At 63.3% G+C, this 19784-nt stretch carries 16 protein-coding genes; 10 read left to right on the top strand and 6 right to left on the bottom strand.

The features are described from left to right. The first annotated feature begins 28 nt into the window (after positions 1-28). The 7 genes from FGM15_11825 to FGM15_11795 all read left to right on the top strand — a co-directional run bounded on the left by FGM15_11825 (position 29) and on the right by FGM15_11795 (position 9761). The gene (locus FGM15_11825; GenBank protein MBU3666547.1) at positions 29-448 is read left to right on the top strand and encodes a hypothetical protein; all 420 of its coding nucleotides are present in this window, start codon (positions 29-31) and stop codon (positions 446-448) included. 264 nt (positions 449-712) lie between these two features. Continuing rightward, positions 713-2158, top strand: a complete 1446-nt coding sequence (locus tag FGM15_11820; GenBank protein ID MBU3666546.1) for an N-acetylgalactosamine 6-sulfatase (GALNS) — start codon at positions 713-715, stop codon at positions 2156-2158. Between the two features lie 17 nt (positions 2159-2175). Then, positions 2176-3804 carry an arylsulfatase gene (locus tag FGM15_11815; protein ID MBU3666545.1) on the top strand — a complete coding sequence of 543 codons (1629 nt, stop codon included), beginning with the start codon at positions 2176-2178 and terminating at the stop codon, positions 3802-3804. Positions 3805-3979: 175 nt separating this feature from the next. After that, positions 3980-5386, top strand: coding sequence for an FAD-binding protein (locus FGM15_11810; GenBank protein ID MBU3666544.1), 1407 nt, complete (start codon positions 3980-3982; stop codon positions 5384-5386). Positions 5387-5942: 556 nt separating this feature from the next. Then, complete coding sequence (locus FGM15_11805; GenBank protein ID MBU3666543.1) at positions 5943-7517, top strand: 4Fe-4S dicluster domain-containing protein; 1575 nt, start codon at positions 5943-5945, stop codon at positions 7515-7517. A 54-nt stretch (positions 7518-7571) separates the two neighbouring features. Then, a complete protein-coding gene (locus FGM15_11800) occupies positions 7572-8540 on the top strand; it encodes a hypothetical protein (protein MBU3666542.1) in 969 nt (322 codons plus the stop codon). Between the two features lie 72 nt (positions 8541-8612). Then, on the top strand, positions 8613-9761 hold the full coding sequence (locus tag FGM15_11795; protein ID MBU3666541.1) for a hypothetical protein: 1149 nt from the start codon (positions 8613-8615) through the stop codon (positions 9759-9761). 12 nt (positions 9762-9773) lie between these two features. Here FGM15_11795 and FGM15_11790 read toward each other — a convergent pair whose 3' ends face one another. Further along, positions 9774-11339 carry an MFS transporter gene (locus FGM15_11790; protein MBU3666540.1) on the bottom strand — a complete coding sequence of 522 codons (1566 nt, stop codon included), beginning with the start codon at positions 11337-11339 and terminating at the stop codon, positions 9774-9776. Here FGM15_11790 and FGM15_11785 point away from each other — a divergent pair. The 3 genes from FGM15_11785 (at position 11310) to FGM15_11775 (ending at position 14171) form a co-directional block, all read left to right on the top strand. Further along, positions 11310-12155 (top strand): SDR family oxidoreductase, encoded by an 846-nt coding sequence (locus FGM15_11785; GenBank protein ID MBU3666539.1) that lies wholly within the window; start codon positions 11310-11312, stop codon positions 12153-12155. The genes FGM15_11790 and FGM15_11785 overlap by 30 nt on opposite strands. A 231-nt stretch (positions 12156-12386) precedes the next feature. Continuing rightward, positions 12387-13358: a C-terminal binding protein gene (locus tag FGM15_11780; protein ID MBU3666538.1), complete on the top strand. Its 972-nt coding sequence runs from the start codon at positions 12387-12389 to the stop codon at positions 13356-13358. A gap of 12 nt (positions 13359-13370) precedes the next feature. Then, positions 13371-14171 (top strand): fumarylacetoacetate hydrolase family protein, encoded by an 801-nt coding sequence (locus FGM15_11775; GenBank protein MBU3666537.1) that lies wholly within the window; start codon positions 13371-13373, stop codon positions 14169-14171. A 258-nt stretch (positions 14172-14429) separates the two neighbouring features. Here the strand turns inward: FGM15_11775 and FGM15_11770 are convergent, their stop codons facing one another. From FGM15_11770 to FGM15_11750, 5 genes are all read right to left on the bottom strand, one after another. Beyond that, positions 14430-15191: a LamG domain-containing protein gene (locus FGM15_11770; protein ID MBU3666536.1), complete on the bottom strand. Its 762-nt coding sequence runs from the start codon at positions 15189-15191 to the stop codon at positions 14430-14432. Positions 15192-15253: 62 nt separating this feature from the next. Further along, complete coding sequence (dmpG, locus tag FGM15_11765) at positions 15254-16273, bottom strand: 4-hydroxy-2-oxovalerate aldolase (protein MBU3666535.1); 1020 nt, start codon at positions 16271-16273, stop codon at positions 15254-15256. Next, entirely contained in the window at positions 16270-17202 is a 933-nt protein-coding gene (locus FGM15_11760) for an acetaldehyde dehydrogenase (acetylating) (GenBank protein MBU3666534.1), read from the bottom strand. Before FGM15_11760 ends, dmpG begins: the two co-directional genes overlap by 4 nt. Beyond that, a complete protein-coding gene (locus FGM15_11755; GenBank protein MBU3666533.1) occupies positions 17199-18317 on the bottom strand; it encodes an Ldh family oxidoreductase in 1119 nt (372 codons plus the stop codon). The genes FGM15_11760 and FGM15_11755 overlap by 4 nt, the downstream gene beginning before the upstream one ends. Before the next feature lie 278 nt (positions 18318-18595). Beyond that, entirely contained in the window at positions 18596-19549 is a 954-nt protein-coding gene (locus FGM15_11750) for a helix-turn-helix domain-containing protein (protein ID MBU3666532.1), read from the bottom strand. Between the last annotated feature and the right edge of the window lie 235 nt (positions 19550-19784).

The raw sequence follows: 19784 nt of genomic DNA, 5'->3' as shown, positions 1-19784 counted from the left end.
GTTCAGCGTGAACCCGGGAGACGCTAGCGTGGAACGTGTCGATCTGTCCGAGCGCGGGGAGAAGGGTGCGGCGGCGCTTGTCCGGCGGAATGTGTTTTCGTGGCAGGACGGCGGGCTGGACAACTGGAATACGCCGGCAGCGGCGAAGTTCGGGGAGACTCCCGTTTTGAAATATGAATGCGCAATGCTGGACGGCGGGAGCAATGTCGGACTGAGTGCAGCCATTGTGCTAATCAGACAAAACGGCACGGCGACCACTCTGGCCTCCGAGACGGTAATGCCGGACTTCGATTTTTCGGAGATGACTCTGCGAGCAGCCGGACCGGTCACCGAGGATGGCTGTTCCGTCGTGGTCGCCTTCCGGCCATGGAACGTGGCGCAAGAGTGTGCCGGCGTCGGAGGATTTCTCATCCGGAATGTCCGCCTTGAAATGTCAAAAGAGAACTGAATTCCCGGAGCGCCATTGAGCCCTTCTGGACGCCGGTGGACGGCGGCGATGGCTCCGAGTTAACCGGCGGGAAGATCCAGGCGGGTGCGGGCATCGCCTTTCTCGTCAACCAAGCGGTCTCCACGGGCATCGTGATGCCAGCCATGCGCGTGTCGTTTTTCATCTTTCCACCCCGGACTCCGCGAGGCACATTCCTTTCTGATTCTCCGTCGAGTTGGCCGGCATTCCCACCGCACCAACCTCACACCCCTGAAAACACAAGCCATGAAACGACAAATCCTCATCGCATGCACCGTGTTGCTCGCTGCGGCGCAGCCGGGCTATTCGGCGCCCTCGGAAAGGCCCAACATCGTGATCATTTTATCCGATGACCAGGGCTATGCCGACGTCGGATTCAATCCGCACCACGGGCCGGGTATCATCACGCCGAACATCGACAAAATCGCGCGCGACGGGGTCATCTTCGAACAAGGCTACATCACCGCATCGATGTGTCTTCCTTCCCGCGCGGCGCTGCTCACGGGCCGCTACCAACAGCGCGCCGGCGTCCACTGGGCGGAAGTGGCCTCGCAACCGGTGAGACTTCTCGCGGACTATCTCAAAGAGGCCGGCTATGTCTCGGGTGCCTTCGGCAAGTGGCACGAAACCGGGGACATCGCCGGCGACTTGAACCCGACTGCTCCTCCAACGCGCGTTGTGACCAGCGGGGACCTCGCCGTCGACTTGAACCCGACCAAGCGGGGTTTCGACGAGTTCTACGGCTTCAACCACGGAGGCCGCGATTATTATGACTTGGACAACACCGCGTCGGACTTCGCCCCGCTTTTCCGCGGGACAAAGTGCCTGAAAGGAACGGGGGAGAAGGGCTACCTGACCCACCGGTTGACGGATGAAGCGGTGGACTTCATCAAGCGGCACCGCGATCAGCCGTTCCTGGTCTATTTGCCCTACAATGCCGTGCACACCCCGCTCCAAGCGCAGATCGAGGATGTCGAGGTAAAGCACAAATACAGCACCGACCCGGCGCGGAAGATCCTGCTGGCCATGATCAACTACCTCGATACCGGTGTCGGCCGGATCCTCGATACGCTCAAAGAGGAGGGGCTCTACGAGAACACGCTCATCTTCTTCCTCACCGACAATGGTGGTTCCGTGCTGGCGACCCATGCGGACAACACGCCGCTGCGCGGTGAAAAACTGCAGAATTACGAAGGCGGGATTCGCGTTCCGTTCGTGCTCTCCTGGCCCGCCGCGGTCAAGGGCGGCAGGACCTTCGCCGCACCCGTCTCCTCGCTGGACATTGTGCCGACTTGTCTTGCCGCAGCCGGCATTCCGCAGCCTGCCTCTCCGCGTCTGGACGGAATCAACCTTCTGCCGCTCATCGATGACAAAGCTGCCGTTGCGCCGCCCGAACGCGATCTCTTCTGGTGGTGGAAGAGCGGCGTCGGCCGCCCCGGGGGAACTCCGCCTCCCTTAGGGGGCGGCTGGGCCATGCGCTCGGGAAACTGGAAACTCTTGCAGGATTCCGGCGACAACCCGCCGCCGGTCCAACTCTTCGATCTCGCCGCCGATCCCAAGGAAACGACCGACTTGGCGAAGGCCCGTCCCGACCTGGTGGCCGACCTCAAAAAACGTTTCGACGCATGGGCCGTCGAGGTGGAAGCTGACGCTTCGCGGGCGCGGGCCCCGAAAGATTCTGCAAAGCCGTAAATCCCCGTTCCCCGACTTTGAAACATCTGCGACTGCTGCTGTTCCTCTCCGTCTCGCTTGTGGCGTCCCCGTCGTTCGCCGCCGCCACACCCAACATCCTCATTATCTATGCCGACGACCTCGGCTACGGCGACGTGCAGGCCTACAATCCCGAGCGCGGCAAGATTCCCACGCCGAACATCGACCGGTTGGCGGCGGAAGGCATGCGTTTCACCGACGCGCATTCTTCCTCCGCCGTGTGCACACCCTCGCGCTACGCCTTGCTTACCGGGCGCTACCACTGGAGGACGACGCTGCAAGCCGGCATTGTGCCGCTGTGGGGTCCGCCGCTCATCGCACCCGACCGCATGACCATCGGAACCCTGGCCCAACAACACGGCTACCGCACCGCCTGCATCGGCAAATGGCATCTCGGCTGGGACTGGCCCATTCCGGCCGACCGCGCGGCGCTCTTCAAAGAAAAGCCCAAGGGCGAAGCGGTCGCCACCGATGCCCACCGCGATGTCTGGCGCGAGGTTTTTTCCCAACCGATCGGCGGTGGACCGGTCACGCGCGGCTTCGATCTCTACTTCGGCACCGACGTGCCGAACTGGCCGCCTTTCTGCTTCATCGAAAATGACCGGACCGTCGGCATTCCCTCGGAGTTTCTTTCCGGCCGCCTCATGGTGAAAAATCAGGCCAGCAATCAAGGGCCGGCACTGCCCGACTGGACATTCGAGCCTGTCCTCCCCGCGCTCGCCGATCGCGCCGTCGCCTTCATCGATGAGGCCGCCCGCGAGAAAAAACCTTTCCTCCTTTATCTGCCCCTCACTTCGCCGCACACCCCGCTGGCACCGAACGAGGCGTGGACCGGGAAGAGCGGGTTGAATACCTACGCCGACTTCGTCATGGAAACCGACGAGGTGGTCGGCCGGATCTTGGATGCGCTGAAGAAAAGCGGCGTGGCCGACAACACCATTGTCGTGTTCACCTCCGACAACGGATTCGCGCCTTATGCCGGCAAGCAGGAACTCGAGGAGAAGGGCCATTACCCGAGCGGGCCGCTGCGCGGGGCCAAATTCGACGCCTGGGAAGGCGGCCACCGGATGCCCTTCGTGGTCCGCTGGCCCGGCGTGGTGAAGCCGGGCAGCGTCTGCGATCAGCTCGTGCAGCAGACCGATTTGCTGCGCACCATTGCCGACGTGCTCGGCACGACGCTGCCCGACAATGCCGGAGAGGACAGCGTGAGTCTCTTGCCGCTGCTCAAGGGTGGAAACACTCCGGTGCGGGAGTTCGCCGTGAGCACCTCCGGCCCCGGGGTGCCCGCGCTGCGCCACGGCTCTTGGAAATACATCGCCGCGCCCGGCTCCGGAGACCGCCGCGATGCGGACAACCGGAGAGTGCCCGGGGAGGCGCGCCATCCGGTGCAGCTTTACGACCTCGCCAACGACCTCGGCGAAACGAAAAACCTCGCCACCGAGCAGCCGGCGAAGCTCGCCGAGATGCGTGCTCTGCTCGAGCAGTTGATTGTCCAGGGACGCAGCACGCCCGGAGCCAGGCAGAAGAACGACACCAAGGTGGAGCGTTACCCGAAGCCGCGCGCCAAACCTCCGCAGCAAGGAAAACCCGCGGCAAGACAGGAAGCACCGGCCGAAGGGGATTCCTGAGGTCGCGTTTCCGTGATGGCGCAGACGCCCGATTGGCGGGCCTCGTTCATCTTGACGTTGTTGCAAACATCCGCGCCGGCCCAAAACGGAGAAATTTGCGGTTCCCGGCAAAAATCCTCCGCAATCGTCGGTATCAGTATTGACCTCGCTTGGTCGCTGTCGCTAGGAATCCGCCGTGGCCCGGCCCTTCCGCGATGTTCGTCCGCTGCTGCGCGCCGCCGCGCCCCGCGCGCGCCTGCTCGATTCGCCGGCGCAGCTCGCCGGCTATGACACAGACGGTTTGGGCTACAAAACTTTCCCGCCCGATCTGGTGGTGATTCCGTCCGATGCGGACGAACTGGCCTCGGTGATGCGCGTTTTGCACGGGGCCGGCGTGCCCATCTGTTTGCGCGGCGCCGGAACCTCGCTGTCCGGCGGACCGGTTGCGGCGCAGGGCGGGGCCATCGTCCATACTTCGCGATTGCGTGCCATCCGCGAGATCAACACGGCGGGGCTGTGGTGCGAGGTGGAATGCGGGGTCACTTTGAATCGTCTCGACGAGGCGCTGCAACCGACGGGTTTGCACTATCCGCCGGATCCCTCCAGCGGACCGGTGTGCACGATCGGGGGCAATGTCGCTTCGAACGCGGGCGGGGCGCATTGCTTCCGCTACGGCGTGACCGGCAATTACGTGCTGGGTGTGGAAGTGGTCATGCTCGACGGCACGCTGCGCCGATTCGGTGGTCCGGCCGGTGGCCGCGGACCGTGGCGGGAGGATTGGAAACGCCTCATGGTCGGTTCCGAGGGAACGCTCGGGGCTTTCACGCGATTCTGGCTGCGTCTTACGCCGCGTCCCGAAAAGGCGTGGACTTTCCGTGCAAGCTTCCCCGATCTTGCTTCGACGGAGCGGGCCATCCACGGACTTGTGCGCAGCCCGTCCTATCCCGTGGCCATCGAAATGATGGACCCCGCCTGCATTTCCATGGTGGAAAAAAGTCCGATGGCCGTCGGACTGCCTCAAGACCATTTTCTGCTCGTGGTTGAGATTGACGGTCCCGCGGCTTTGGTGGATGCACGGGTGCAATCGGTGGCCGCCATTCTGCGCGAGGCGGGCAGCAATGATGTGCAATTCAGCGATGATCCCGTCGTGCGTGCCGGTTTGTTCAAAGCGCGCAAGGCGCAGGGCGGGCTGCTCGGGCAGGTGAGCCCGGACTTCCTCGTGCAGGATGCGGTTATTCCCAAGCGCGCGTTGGCGGAGGTCCTGGCCCTGGTTTACGAGGAAGCGGAAAAGGCGGGGCTGCCCGCGGTGACCGTCATGCACGCGGGCGACGGAAACCTGCACCCGAATTTCCTCTTCGACTCGCGGCGTCCGGGAGACATCGAAAAAGTGGAAGCCATCAGCGCGCGCCTCATGGAGCGCGTCGTCGCGGTCGGCGGCACGCTCTCGGGCGAGCACGGCATCGGCAACGACAAGTCGTCTTACACCGGTTTGGTCTTCGGGCCCGATTCCATGCGCATGCAAAAGGCGGTTCCGCGGGTGTTCGACCGGGCCTCGCAATTGAACCCGCTCAAGGTTTTTCCCGAGAGGAGGTTCGCTGCATGAAAGTGACGGCTTTGGACCACGAGCGTTTGTTCGAACCGTTTCTCGACGAGGTGGACGGCGTGCTCTGTGTGCCGGCGGAGGCCACGGCGGCGGAAGTCGCGCGGCTGGCCGCACCGCATGCCCTGCGTTTTCCGTTGTGGCTCGATCCCGCGCAACCGCTCCGCGCCAATATTGCCGCGGGCGACTACGCCCCGGCTTCGTCGCGGTTCGGGCCTTTTTGCGACAATATCACCGGCATGAATTGGGAACTCCCCGACGGCCGGATGGTGAGGGTGGGCGAACGCGTGGTGAAATCGACCACCGGATACGATCTGTTGCGCTTCTTTCTCGGTGCGGGCGAACGCTTCGGCCGGCCGAAGGATTATGTTTTGCGTCTGCGCCCGCTTTGCGACCGTGACGGCGTCTTCCTCCTGACCGGAGAGGACGGGGCCTTGCAGCGAGCGGTCGCGCAAATTCTGCACGGACCTTTCCTGCATTGGCTTGAGTCGGTCGATTGGCTGGCCGGCCAAGATGGTGCGCCGCGGCTGCGCGTGGGCGTGCACTGTCCATCCGCGGAATGGCGCGTCTTCGCCGATTATCTCGCATCTTTGGCCGCGGGTCATGGCCTGGACCTCGGCGAAAAGACGGCAGCGGAATCCGCTGGCGACGGCTTGCCGGATCTGGCCCTGAAGACGACGCCCGACGCCGTGATTCCCTTGTGCCGGGAACTGCTCCCGGCGGGAGGGCTTTTCTGCGCCGGCCTTTGTTATCCCGGTGTTGTGCATGTTTATTTCAAGGACGTTGCCGATGCGGCATCCAATGTCGCGGAGATCGTCGCGCGCACGGCGTCGCGCTTGGAAGGCGAAGGCGGGGATTGGATCAGCCGCCACGCCGCGCGTCCGGCAGCCGGCGAAGAGGAACGCTGGGTGCATGGCCTCATGGCGGGATGGGAGGCCGCGGCATGAGCGCCACCGATTCCTCCATTTTGGGCAACGATCTGCTCTCCAACTGCGTGCACTGCGGTTTCTGCCTGGAGGTGTGCCCCACGTATCAGCTGACCGGGGATGAGAACAATTCGCCCCGCGGTCGCCTGCGCCTGTGGCGCGAGGAGGCGGAGGGAAAAATCCCGCAGGACAAATGGACGGACTTTTACACCAGCGAGTGCGTGGGTTGCCTGGCGTGTGAGCCGGCCTGTCCGGCCAACGTGCCCTACGGCCGCATCCTCGAAGAAACGCGCCATGCCCATGTGGCCGGACGCCGCTGGCTTCCGAAACCCGAGCTGCGCCTTGCTGCCGCAGCGGTGGCCAGGAAGAAATTTTTCGATGTCGCGCTATTGCCTGCCCGCGTGCTGCGCAAGGCCGGCCTGCTGCCGCACCCGCTGGTGTTTCCCGGTGCGACCCCGGTGCTCCAGTCCACGGCCGCGTATGCCAAAGAGTTGATGGCGCAGCACCGCCCCGACGGTCCGAGGGTGGCACTGCTCACCGGCTGCCTGATGGAAGCACTTTTCCGCGAAATCAACTTCGCCACTGTGCGCGTGCTCATCGCGAACAACGTGCAGGTGGTTATTCCCGATGGCCAAGGATGCTGCGGCGCCTTCCAGGAACACACCGGGCTGGACGGCGTGGAGAAACTTCGCGACGTCAACCGCCAAGCTTTCGATCGCCTCGGAGTCGATTGCGCCGTGGCCAATTCGGCCGGCTGCGGGCTCTCCCTCCGCAAAACTCTGGAAGGTGCGCTGCCGGTGCGCGATGTGCTCGGCTTTCTGGGGGAGATCGGCGTCAAAGCTCTGCCACCAAGGCGGGAAAAGGCCCGGGTGTATGTCGATCTGCCGTGTCACTTGGTCCACGGCCAGCGCGCCACCATCCCCGAGTCCGTTCTCGACGCAACAGGCTACCGCTGGCAGTTCGCGCCCTGCGCCAAGGACTGCTGCGGCTCCGGCGGCATTTACAATATCCAGAAGAAAGAAAACGCGCGGGAAATCCTCGCGAAAAAGTCCGCCTTCCTCAACGACGCCGAGGGAGATTCCGTCATACTCGCCACGGCCAACCACGTCTGCATGATGCAGTGGAACTCGGCGCGATGGGGCGGAATGGTGCGCAGGCCTTTCCAAGTCCGCCACGTGATCCAGCTGCTCGATGATGGTGAATTATGACAAGGACCGAAGCGACGCAATCCGGCCCCTCCGGTCCGTCGTGACGCACAGGATATGACAAACACAGAATCCCGCGAACAACCCGTCGTCTGGTCGACCCCGAGCGGCCGCGTTTCCCTCCTGCCCTCGCGGGGCCGGATCCTGCAGATCGAAGCCGAAGGCCAACCCTGCTTTTGGAATCCACCCCAAGTCACGGCCTCATGGAATCTCGGGGGCGAGAGGCTTTGGGTCGGGCCGGAGTATTCATGGTTCTGGAAACAGACCGAGCGGCTCGACTTCGAGCAATATCAGGTGCCGCCGGGCCTGGACCCGGACCGGTGGAGCGTGACGGCTTTATCCGCCAATGCCTGCGAGGCAAGTTTGCAGCTCGATCTGCGCTGCCACCATGCGGACCGGCATCTGCGGCTGCACATTCTTCGCCGTTTCGAACTTTTGGATGACGAGGCGTTGGCGCTGCGCGGCGCAGCGGCGGGTTTGGCCGTCACCACATCCATGCAGATCCACGGCGGCACACCGGGCCAAGCGGCGGACCTTTGGTCGCTCATCCAAGTCCCCGCCGGCGGCAAGATGCTGATGCCTCTGGCCGGCCCGGCCAAGGCGCGCGACTATTTCGACCCTTGCCCACCCGGCGAGATCGATGAGGCCGGCGGCTTCTTCTCGCTCAACATCGGCGGCTCGGCCGTGTTCAAGATCGGGGTGGGGCCCGACCGGATTGCCGGCCGCATCGCTTATGTCCGGGCAGTCGGCGGTCGTTGGTTGGTCCTCGAGCGTTCGTTCCCGGTTCATGCGGCTTTGCCTTACTGCGATGCTCCGCTCGACGCCCAAGGAACGCAGGGTGATGCCGCGCAATTTTTCAACGACGGGGGAAAGTTCGGCGTCTTCGGCGAAATGGAGCACCGCTCTCCCGCCATCCACTGCGGGCGCGGTCCGCAGTCCCTCGGCGAGACAACCATCACCACGGCCGCGTTGCTCGACCCGGGGGAGTTGGACGCGTGGAAAGAACAATTTCTCGGTCATTCGTGACCGTTCGCTGAAACAGCAAAACAGGACAACCAACTTGACCGACGAGGCCCGCCCGTGAAGAGCCCTACCCGCATGAGGACGATCGACGGCCAGCCTTCGTGGCGAATCGCCTCCCAAGCCACGGAAGCCTTCGTGACGAAAACCGGCGGTCATCTGGCTCCCGTGCGTTTTCATTTGCCGGGCCGGACGGTCCAGCCTTTTGCCATCGCGCCATGGCACAAGGAAACCCTGCCGAAACACGTGCCGCCGATTCTGCGCGTTCTGCGGGGGGATTTCTTTTGCATGCCGTTCGGCGGCAATGGCACGGCATTCGGCAAAGAGATGCATCCGCCCCACGGGGAAACCGCCAACCGCGATTGGACATGCCTCGGCACGGTGAGAGCTGCAGGCAGGACCACTCTGCGGCTGCGCATGTCCACACGCGTGCGCAAGGCTGTGGTGGAACGCGAGATCAGCGTCGCGAAAAACCAGTGGGCTGTCTATTCACGCACCGTCGTCAGCGGCGGCAAGGGCCCGATGTCCTTCGGTCACCACGCCACTTTGAAATTTCCCGATTGCCCCGGAAGCGGGGTGGTGACCACCAGCCCGATCCATTTCGGCCAGGTTGCGCCGCTGCCGGTCGAACTCCCCGAACAAAAGGGCTACTCCATCCTCAGGCCCGGCGCGCGGTTCCGCACGCTCGAGCGCGTGCCGATGATCACCGGCGAAATGACAGACCTCAGCCGCTATCCCGCGCGGAGGGGGTTCGAGGACATCGCCATTCTGGTTTCCAAACCCGGCCGCTCTTTTGCGTGGACGGCAGTGACTTTTCCGGAGCAAGGCTACGTCTGGTTCACCTTGAAGGATGCCAGGGTCCTGCGGCAGACGCTGATGTGGATGTCGAACGGCGGCCGCCATTTCCCGCCTTGGAACGGACGGCATGTCAATGTCCTCGGCCTCGAGGAAGTCACATCGTATTTTCACTACGGGTTGGCGGAGTCCGCCGCGCCCAATCCCCTGAGCGAGGCCGGATTCCCGACAACGGCCGTGCTCGATCCGCTGCGCCCTCTGGCCATCAACACGATCATGGCTGTTGCGCCGGTTTCAAAAGGCTTCGACAAGGTTGCCGATATCCGGCCTGCGGATCAACCGGGCCGGGTCTGCCTTCTCTCCGCCAGCGGCAAACGCGTCGCTGTTGCGTTGGATTGGGAGTTTCTTCGGGGCGCGGCTGGCGCTCGTTGAGTCCCCGCCGTATCAGGCTCGCGCTGCATCCTTGTCGCGCGCGGATTGTTTTTCGAGATTGACGAGGTATTCGCGGTCGACCGGGTAGCGCCGGAGAAGGAAGAAGGCGATGATGACAAGCGCAGGCCCGATCAGGAAGGTCATGAGCGCGATGTTGCGCACGGCTTCGGGAGTCTGCGCGTCCGCGTTCGCGACGATGCCGGCCGCGGTGACCATCCACCCGGTGAGGAGAAGGCCGGCGGACATCGACGCTTTTTGCAGGAAGGTGAAAACCGCGCTGTAGCCGCCGTCCTTCAGAATGCCGGTCTTGAGGAAGTTCACCTCCGAAAGGTCGGCCACCATCGACATGGCCAGCGGTCCGAGCATCCCGCATCCGCCCCACCAGCATGCTTGCCCGAGGCCGAAAAGCAGGTAGGCGACGGGGATGTTCGTGCCCGCAAGGTGCCACGACGCGTCGGGGGCAAGGTTGAATCCGAAGAAGACAACGGTGAGGAATACCCCGCCGAAAACTGTCAAAGCCATGGCGATGTAGCCCGCGATTTTCTTGTCGGTCTTTTTCGTGAGCCACGCTTGGAAAAGTGCCCCGAGACCCGCGGCCACCATCCCGCCGCCGTGGATCCACGTCTTGGCGCCGGCCGGCAGCTTCATGAAGAAGACGTAAACGAACATCTGCAGTTGGGAAACAAGGAGCATCCCGAAAAGCGCGATGGCGAAAAACCCGAAGACAAACCAAGCCAGGCGATCGCCGAGGATCTGGAGGAGGTCCAGGCGGAAGTCATCGAGCGTGTTGCCCTGCACGCGCGAGTTGCGGTTGTCCTTCGCGGTGTGGCGGGTGGCCCAAGCGCAAAGCAGAATGAGCACGGCCGTGGCGACGGCCAGCACCCATCCCATGCGGGCGTAGTTTTCCGCGATTTTCGTGCCGTCGATCCGCGCGCCATCCGGGCTGGTTCCGTCGTGAAAGAAAAGCGCCCACGCGAAGGCCCCGAAGACCAGATTGATGGCCATGTTGAAAGCGGCGCGGATCCCCTGCAGGCGTGAACGGTCCTCGTAGCCCGGGCAGATCTCGAACCCGAGGGCGGTGTAGGGCACGCCGAAAATGGTCACGGCCGTGCGGAGCAGCAGATTCCCGGCAAGGGCAAAAACGAAAAGCGCCTGCGGCGACGTGATGCCGTCCGGCACGGTCCAGAGCAGCCAATAGCTTGCCGCAAGAAACAATCCTCCGGCCACGATGTAGGGGAATCGCCGGCCCCAACGGGTCCGGGTGTTGTCCGTGATGTGCCCCATGACCGGATCAGTCACCGCATCCCAAAGCGTGGCCAAGCTGAGGGCCAAGCCGGCGTAACCGGCCCCGAGGCCGAGGACCTGCGTGTAGTAGAGCAGGGCGAAGTTCGACACGCCGTTCATCGTGATCGATGCGGCCCCTTCGCCGAGGGCGTAGCCGAGAATCCGAAAGTTCGAAACGCGGGGGGATGATTCTGCCATGGGTGATTGCAATGCCTCGGCGTTCATCACCGATTTGTCGAGACTGCTTCGCCGGCGAGCCTGACGATGTTTGACACTGGCGGACACATCGGACATAGAGTGCCAATGCGCGAGTTTTCGCCCGAACGTGATCCGCTGTTTGATCTGACACAACAAACCATTCTGGTGTTCGGGGCTTGTGGCGGCATCGGGGAAGCCGTGGCAACCGGCTTGGCGGAACGCGGGGCCCGCCTTTTGGTCAGCGACGTGAATGGCGCCGCGGCCCGCGCGCTGGCCGAACGACTGCCTCGCGGCGTTGCTCCGGTTGCCAGTGCGGAATGCGACGTGCGCTCGGACGACTCCGTGGCGTCGGTGTTCAAGCATGCGCTCGAGGAGTTCGGCCGGGTGACGGCCGTGGTGAACCTGGCATTTGCCTCCGTGCTCAAACCCATTGTCGATATGTCGGAGGAGGAGTTTTCGCGCACCGTGGACACTTGCCTGGGCGGCGCGTTCCGCATTTCCCGGTCGGCAGGCCAAGTGCTGATTCGGCAGGGGCGCGGCGGCAGCGTGGTCCATTTCGGGAGCATCGCCGGCAACCGTGCCTTGGGTCGCGGCACCGGCGCCTACGCGGCAGCCAAGGCCGGATTGGAAGCGTTGATCCGTGAAGCCGCGGTGGAATGGGGGACGCACGGCATCCGGGTGAACGGCATTGCTCCCTGCCAAACCCGCACTCAGCCGCTGGAACGCCTGCTCGCTGATCCGCGCCACGGCGCACCGGGTGCCCTCGAACAACGGATGGTCGCCCGCATTCCCATGGGCCGGCTGGCGGAACCGGCGGACATGATTGGTGCCTGCGTCTTTTTGCTGTCGGATGCCGCGCGCATGATCACGGGTCACATGCTTCCTGTGGACGGAGGGTTTCTCGTGCAGTAGAAAAGCTCGCCCGCCGGCATCAGACGCGCTGAAATGGCCGGAGATCGTGAGCTGAACTTTGAACGAAAACGCTTTGTCTTATGCGGGGACTCAAACAAAAACGTCGCGATTGCCGGCGGCCGCGGAGCCCGGTCGGCGCCGCTTATGCTCTTGTGCGGTCGCACGATGCCGAATGCATAACTGGCCGCGCGCGTTCGTGTCAGACGGCGGTTGCAGTGTGATTTGCAGAAAATGAAAACAAACAAACCTCACATTTTGGTTGCGGACTGGTTTGCGCCGGATTTCGCGCTGGAAGAAGCAAAACTCAAGCCGCTGGGCTGGACTTGGTCCATGCCGGAGTGGACCCCGCCGGCGCCGCCGCGGGAAGAGCAGATCAAGAGCCTGCTGGCGCGCATCAAAAATTCGCCGCGAGTGGATGCCGTGGTTTTTGTTTTGGCGCCGCTTCCCGCGCAGGTGATCGAAGCGCTCCCGCCGGAGTGCCGCCTTCTCCAACGCGTCGGAATCGGCCTGGATACGTTGGACCTGGAGTGCGCGCAGCGCCGCGGCATCAAGGTGGACAACACTCCGGAATACGCCATCGAGGAAGTTGCCGTTCATGCGCTGGGCATGATGTTGTCCCTGCACCGGCAATTGGCCGCCACCCAGTCGGTCGTGCTGGCGGGTGGCTGGCGCGCTCAATCGCCGGAACCCATTGAGCGGCTCAGCACGCTGACCCTCGGCCTCCTGGGTCTCGGGCGCATCGGCCGGCGCGTGGCCGAGTTGTGCAAGCCCCTTTTCTCGCGGGTGATTTTCCACGACCCCGCCGTCACCACTGCGCCTCCCGGCTTGGAGGCCGTCGGCATCGAAGCCCTCTTCCAACAATCCGATGTGTTGTCTTTGCATTGTCCGCTGCTCCCGCAGACGCGCGATGTGATCAATGCAAAAACTCTGGCGCTGATGAAGCCTTCCGCGATCCTGATCAATGTTTCGAGGGGCGGTTTGGTTGATGCGGTCGCTTTGGCCGAGGCGCTCGAAGCCGGCCGGCTCGCGGGTGCCGGTCTGGACGTGTTTGAGCCGGAGGTGCTCCCCGCGGACTCCCCGCTGCGAAAATTGGGAGACAAAGTGATTTTGACCAGCCACACGGCTTGGTATAGCCGGCAGTCGGTCATTGATTGCCGCACGCAGGCAATTGAAAAAGTCATAAACTTCCTCAACCAACAATAGAATCAACCGATCATGAAATTCGGAAGAATCATTGGAGACAAAGGTCGACCCGTTTGGGTCACTGAAAAAGAAGGGCAGATTTTCCAGGCCGAGGGGGATCCCTTTGCCGGAACGCTGCGAGCCACGCAGCCGGTGCAAGGAGCAGTGCGCTGGCTGCCACCGGTTCCGCACGGCGCACCACTTTTGTGCATCGGTTTGAATTACAGTCAGCACGCCGCCGAGTCCAACCTGCCCGTGCCGGCCGAACCCGTGCTGTTCCTGAAAAACCCCGGCGCCGCGACCGGCCACCTCGAACCGATCCGCCTCCCGCGTGTATGCGGGGAGGAGGTGGACTACGAATGCGAGCTGGCCGTGGTGATCGGTCGCGAATGCCGCGATGTTCCGGAAAGCAGCGCCCTGGATTACGTCCTGGGTTACACCGCCGCCAACGATGTCTCCGCCCGTTTGTGGCAACTGCAGCGGGGCGGCTCGCAGTGGTGCCGGGGAAAGAGCTTCGACACCTTTGCGCCCCTGGGGCCTTGGATCGTGTCTGCCGAGGCCGTGGGCGATCCGCAGACCTTGGGTATCCGCACCCGCCTCAACGGAGAGCTGGTGCAAGACTCCAATACCGCGGACATGATCTTCGGCGTGGCGCGCATTGTAAGCTTCCTTTCCCAAGACACCACGTTGGCACCGGGAACGGTGATCCTGACTGGAACGCCCCAGGGCATCGGCTGGGCAAGCAATCCCCGAAAGCTGCTCCACCCGGGTGACACGGTCAGCATCGAGATCGACCGTATCGGCACGCTGACCAATCCGGTGGTGGCAGCGTAGCCGCCGGCTCTCGCTGCCGCGTTCTCCGCTGCTCGTCAGAGCTTGGAAACCCGGTTGCGGGAGAATTATGGATTTTGCGGCGGGGAGGGGACAATGGCCGCACGGACCCCTCCGAACACCACCCGCTCTCCTGCATTCGCGAAGGTCTGCAGATGTTCGAACCGCACTGCGTTTTCGGTTGCCTGGACTACTCGCATCGCCCGTTCTCTTCCTGAAAAATTATCCGCAACGCCACCGCGCCAGGTTTTGGGATAGGTTCTACTTGGAAACCTGTCCGAAGTCGGTGACCGCCTTTTTCCACACCCGGAATTCATCGATGCACCCGCTGAAGCAGCGCCCCAAGTCGGCGTAGCCCAGGCCCACGCGCAATGTCATAGGCGAAGCTGCCATCGGGGCCGATGCGGGAACCGACGCGACCTCCTTGCCGTTGAGGAAAAACGAGAGACTTTCCGGCGTTTTGACCACCGCCACATGCTGCCACTTGTCCGCATCCAACTGCACCTGAGGCGTTGTGGCCCACTGGCCATCTCCCTTCCCGAATGCAGCGTTGAAGCTGTTCACGTTCCCGCCGTCCTGCTGCACCACGATTCCGAGGCCGCCGTCCGCATGGTTGCCGAAAATGTTCGCGAAGGCGTTTTGTCCGGCATCCGGTTTCACCCAGCATTCCACGGTGAATGTGTCCCCCAAGTCCGCCGACGCGAGCAAGGTATCGACATAGTCGCCGCGTCCGCTGAGAGACAGGCATTTCCCGTGTCTGCCCTCGACAAAGGCAGGTTGCCCCAGCAGATCGCCGTGCTGGTTGTTGCCCGACGTGTCGCTGGCATCGCCCTCGAACCGGTATTCCAAAAGAAGGCCGTCGCGATCGGCGGGGGTGCTTGCCGGATTTTCTGCCTGCACCATCGTGGAGAGGAAGAGGGCCGTGCTGATGCCGCAGACTATGGATCGTAGCGTTTGGTTTTTCATGGCGGGTTTGATTTCGGTGTGTTTCAACATGCTGGTCATCGAGGCCTGACGGGACAAGGGCGTTTTGGCGGAGGGGTGGGGCCGGAAGCAGTTCTCGCCCGCGGGTTTGCCGCAAGCGGCTATGCTGGCTTGTCGCCTGCTTTGGCGGACAGATCCAGGGCCACGTCCAAGATCATATCTTCCTGGCCGGCCATGGTCTTGCGCCGGCCCAATTCCACCAGGATGGCCAACGGGTCCACCCCGTATTTCTCGCCCAGCCGCTTGGCGTGCAGCAGGAACGTCGAATACACCCCAGCGTAACCAATGGCCACCGCGTCCCGATCCGGAATCGGCTGAAATGGCATCATCGGCGCCAGCACAAACTCCGCCGCGTCCAGCAACCGGAACACATCCAACCCCGGATTGCACCCCAACTTATCCAGCACCGCCGCCAGCACTTCCGTGGCCGCGTTGCCCGCACCGGCGCCCAAGCCCCGCAGCGTGCCGTCAACCCAGTCCGCCCCGGCTTCCAGCGCCGCCAGCGTGTTTCCAATCCCCAAACCGAGGTTGTTGTGCGCGTGAAATCCCACCTTCGCTTTGGTCAGGGCTCCCTTGAGCGCCCGCACTCGCGCCGCGGCGCTTTCCGGCAGCAACGCCCCCGCCGAATCCACCACATACACGCAATCGCACCCGTAGGATTCCATCAGGCGGGCCTGTTCAGCCAAAAATTCCGGCGGCCGCATGTGCGACATCATCAAAAACCCCGCCGTCTCCAGGCCCATCTCCTTGGCCATCCCAAAGTGCTGCTCGGACACATCGGCCTCGGTGCACTGGGTCGCCACCCGGACCATTTGAACCCCGCGCGCCACCGCTTCCTTGAGTTCCTTGCGCGTGCCCACACCCGGCAGCAGCAGCGCCGCTACCTTGGACCGCGTCACGCTGGCCCGGGCTTCCTCGATCAACTCCATTTCCCAGGTGTGCGATATGCCATATTGCACGGACGATCCCCCCAACCCGTCCCCGTGCGATACTTCAATCACCGGCACTCCGGCCCCATCCAGCGCACGCACAATCTGCCGGACTTGGTCCCGGGTGAACTGGTGGCGCATGGCGTGCGAGCCATCGCGCAAGGTCGTATCTACCACGCGAGGCGCTTTCATGCTGCCACCGCCTTTCCCTCGAGCAGCCGCTGGGCGAACAGTTCGCCCGTCCGCAGCGCCGCCGAGGTCATGATGTCCAGATTGCCGGCATACTTGGGCAGGAAGTCCCCCGCGCCCTCCACTTCCAGCAGCGCCACCAGCACGGTGCGTTTGCCCAGCGGCGTGTCCCGCTGATCAAACACCGGCTTCCCTTTGAGACGGTAACCCGGCACATAAGACTGCACTTCGCTTACCATCTGCTCGATGGATTTCACAATGGCCCCCTCGTCAACATCGTCTTTTTCCATCACCACATACAGCGTGTTGCGCATCAGGATCGGCGGATCGGCGGGATTGAGAATGATGATGGCCTTGCCGCACCGGGCGCCGCCTTTGTCTTCGAGCCCGCGCGCCGTGGTGAAGGTGAATTCATCGATGTTCTGCCGCGTGCCCGGCCCGGCCGAGGCGCTGGACACCGTGCTCACCATCTCGGCGTAGCTCACCGGGGTCACCCGGCTCACCGCGTAAACCAGCGGAATAGTCGCCTGGCCGCCGCAGGTGATCAGGTTCACGTTGGCCTCGTCCAGGTGCTGCCCGCCGTTGACGGGCGGAACCACGTAGGGACCGAGCGCCGCGGGAGTCAGATCCACCGCGATCTTGCCCGCCTCGCGCAGGGCCGGCGCATGCGCCAAGTGCGCCCGGGCGCTGGTGGCGTCAAAGACCAGCCCGATCTCCGGGTCGTCCAAAATCGCCGCGATGCCCCGGTCGCTGGCCGGCACCCCGGCCCGGCGCGCGCGGGCCAAACCCTCGGACTGCGGGTCAATGCCCGCAAACATTGCCAGCTCCATGCAACCGGCTCGCTTGAGCAACTTATACATCAAATCGGTTCCGATATTGCCGGAACCAAGGATAGCTACTTTGACTTTGCCGCTGGCAGAATTTGTTTTCATCGCTTCACTGCACGTTTCTTTTTGGGGAAGAACTTGTCCAGCTCCAGACCGAAATCCGCGGCTAATCCGGCCAAACGCTCAATGACGTGCTCCGGGAGGATCATGCCTTGCCGCAGCGCCCGTTCCCGGTTGTCCCACTCGATCTCGCCGGGCAGGTAGATGCGTTTGGAGCCCTTGGCCTTGGGGGCGGATTTAATCTCCCGAATCATGCGATCCATTCGTTCCTTGAATCGCTTGAGCGGCATAAATTTGCTGATGTTGATGGCGATAAACGCGTGACCCTGGTTGAGCGGTCCGGGATGCTTTTCCAGCCACAACTTCACCCCGCTGAGCATGTCCGCGCCGGTCAGTGTCGCGCACAGGATTTCGATCATCAAAGCCAGGCCATACCCCTTGTGGCCCGCCATGGGGAGCAGAGCGCCTTCCTCCGGGTAACGGCTGGGGTCGGTGGTGGGCAGGCCTTGTTTGTCCACCAGCCAGCCCAAGGGCACCGTCTGGCCCAGGGCTTTGGCGCTGATGGCCTTGCTGGCGGCGACCACGCTGGTGGCGATATCCAGAAACACGGGTTTCTCCCGGCCCGCGGGCACGGCATAGGAAAACGGATTGGTGCCCAAAACCATCGAAGCCGCGCCCGGCACCGCCATCAGTGGGTTGGTGTTGGTCATGGCCAAACCGATCATGTTCTTTTGGGCGGCGAGATGGGCGTAATAACCCGCACCGCCGAAGTGGTTGCTGTTGCGCACGCCCACGAAGGCCACGCCCGCCGTCCGGGCTTTGCGGATGGCCAGTTGCATCGCGTGGCACGACGTGACGGTCGCCAGCGCGTAATGCCCGTCCACCAGCGCCCAACCTGCCCCTTCCGCCAGCACTTCCGGCCGGGCTGCTAGATCCATTCGATCCGGGTGCAACTGCAACAGCGGGAGCAATTGCTTGCTGCCATGGGTGAAGGTGCCCCATGTGTCCGTGGTCACGAGCACCTCCGCTGTCACTTCGGCATCCGCCCGCCGCACGCCGCACTGGCGCATAGCCGCCAGGAGAAAGGCCTTGAGTTCCTCCGCATAAACGGGGCGGTGGAGTGGGCTGCTGCCCGACTGTTTTGTCACGGTTTTTGCCATCTGATGAATCGAGTTGAGTTGTCCGCGCGGCAGTCAGGGCCGGCCACCAATTGGTCGCCGGCGCGACGCGCGACGGTAGAGCGATAATTGTCGCTCTACAGCATGGCCCGGCCCGGCCCGGTGCTGCCACCAGTTTTCAACCGACTTTTTGCTGTTTCTGGCAGAAGCAGGCATCCCCCCCAGGAAGTCCCCGAGCCCCGCCGCGGTTCATTCGCACCCGGCAACGGGCTTGTCCCATGAGCTGTGGAAGAAAACCGTCCGTCCTCCGGAGCGGCCGTTCAGTGCGCTTTCCGGGCCGACTTGGTCGTGCCGGGAATTGTTGCGGTTCCCGCCTTGGCGGTCCGCTGCAGCCATTGTTTGGGCGATACGCCCATGCACTTCTGGAAGACGGTGTTGAAGTGGCTCAGGCTTTCGAACCCCACGGCAAAGGCCGCCTCGGTCACGTTGCGATGCGCTCCCCCCATCAGGGCCGCTGCCCGGTGAATGCGGTAAACCTGCAGATATTTCACCCAGGTCATGCCCAGGGCTTCGCGAAACAGCACCTTGAGCCGCGTTTCGCTCACTCCCGCCACGCCGGCCACTTCCTTGGAGTAGATAGAGTCGGCATAATGCTCGCGCAGGTAGGCCAGTGCCCGCGCAATCGGCTGCCATTCCACCTCCATGCCTTCCGCGCCCACCTGGCAACCGGCCTCCTCCTCCCAGCGCAGCAATAACACCAACTGCTCCAATAGCAGGGTGCGCAGCCGGAATTCACGACCGACCCGCCGGGACTCCCATTCCTGCGCAATTTGGCCGAACATAGTGGTGAACTGCTTTCGCAGGCGCGGCGGCGGGCGCACCGCGCGTTGGGCCAGCGTTTGCCGGGCAGTAAACCGCCGGAGGGCCCGCAACCCATCCGTATCCGGCCCCATGTCCAGAAGCAGCGAAGGGGAAAAATGCACGGTGGTGAACCGCACCGGATAGCGGGTGATCTGGGAAGCGTGGGAGACCCCGGGGCCAGCCAGAAACAAATCCCCCGCCCGGTGAAAAACTTTTTCGGCCTCGCCCAGGATGTAACCTTCCCCCTTAAACCAAATTCCGATTTCACAGTTGGTGTGACAATGGGGGAGAATGGTCGGCGCATTCTCGGCCCGCACCACCCCCTGCCGCACCCAAACGGGGCTGCTCTCGCTCAGGGGCAGCCTCTCTTCCGGGGCATCCGCCAGCCAGTTCAAATCGTGCAGGGAGGTCATCGTTTCAAGTTTCTCCAGCCAGACACACGAATAAAACAACTATTCACATGACCCCGCACTCAAGGCAAACACCCCGGGAGACGCGGAACGATGTGTCCGCGACCACCGGACTAGAACCTATCCCGAAACCTCGCGGGGTGGCGCAGAGTCATGGCGGAGCGGATGGCAAGGCGCGAGCAGGGAGCGATGCCTCTGCGCATCGTGACTGGCGAAGCAACGCCGCCAGACGCCCCGC

It is taken from the genome of Chthoniobacterales bacterium (assembly GCA_018883245.1).
In the GTDB taxonomy this organism is placed as follows: domain Bacteria; phylum Verrucomicrobiota; class Verrucomicrobiia; order Chthoniobacterales; family JACTMZ01; genus JACTMZ01.
The sequence above is the reverse complement of the archived record's forward strand: the minus strand, read 5'-3'. Positions and strand labels throughout refer to the sequence as shown.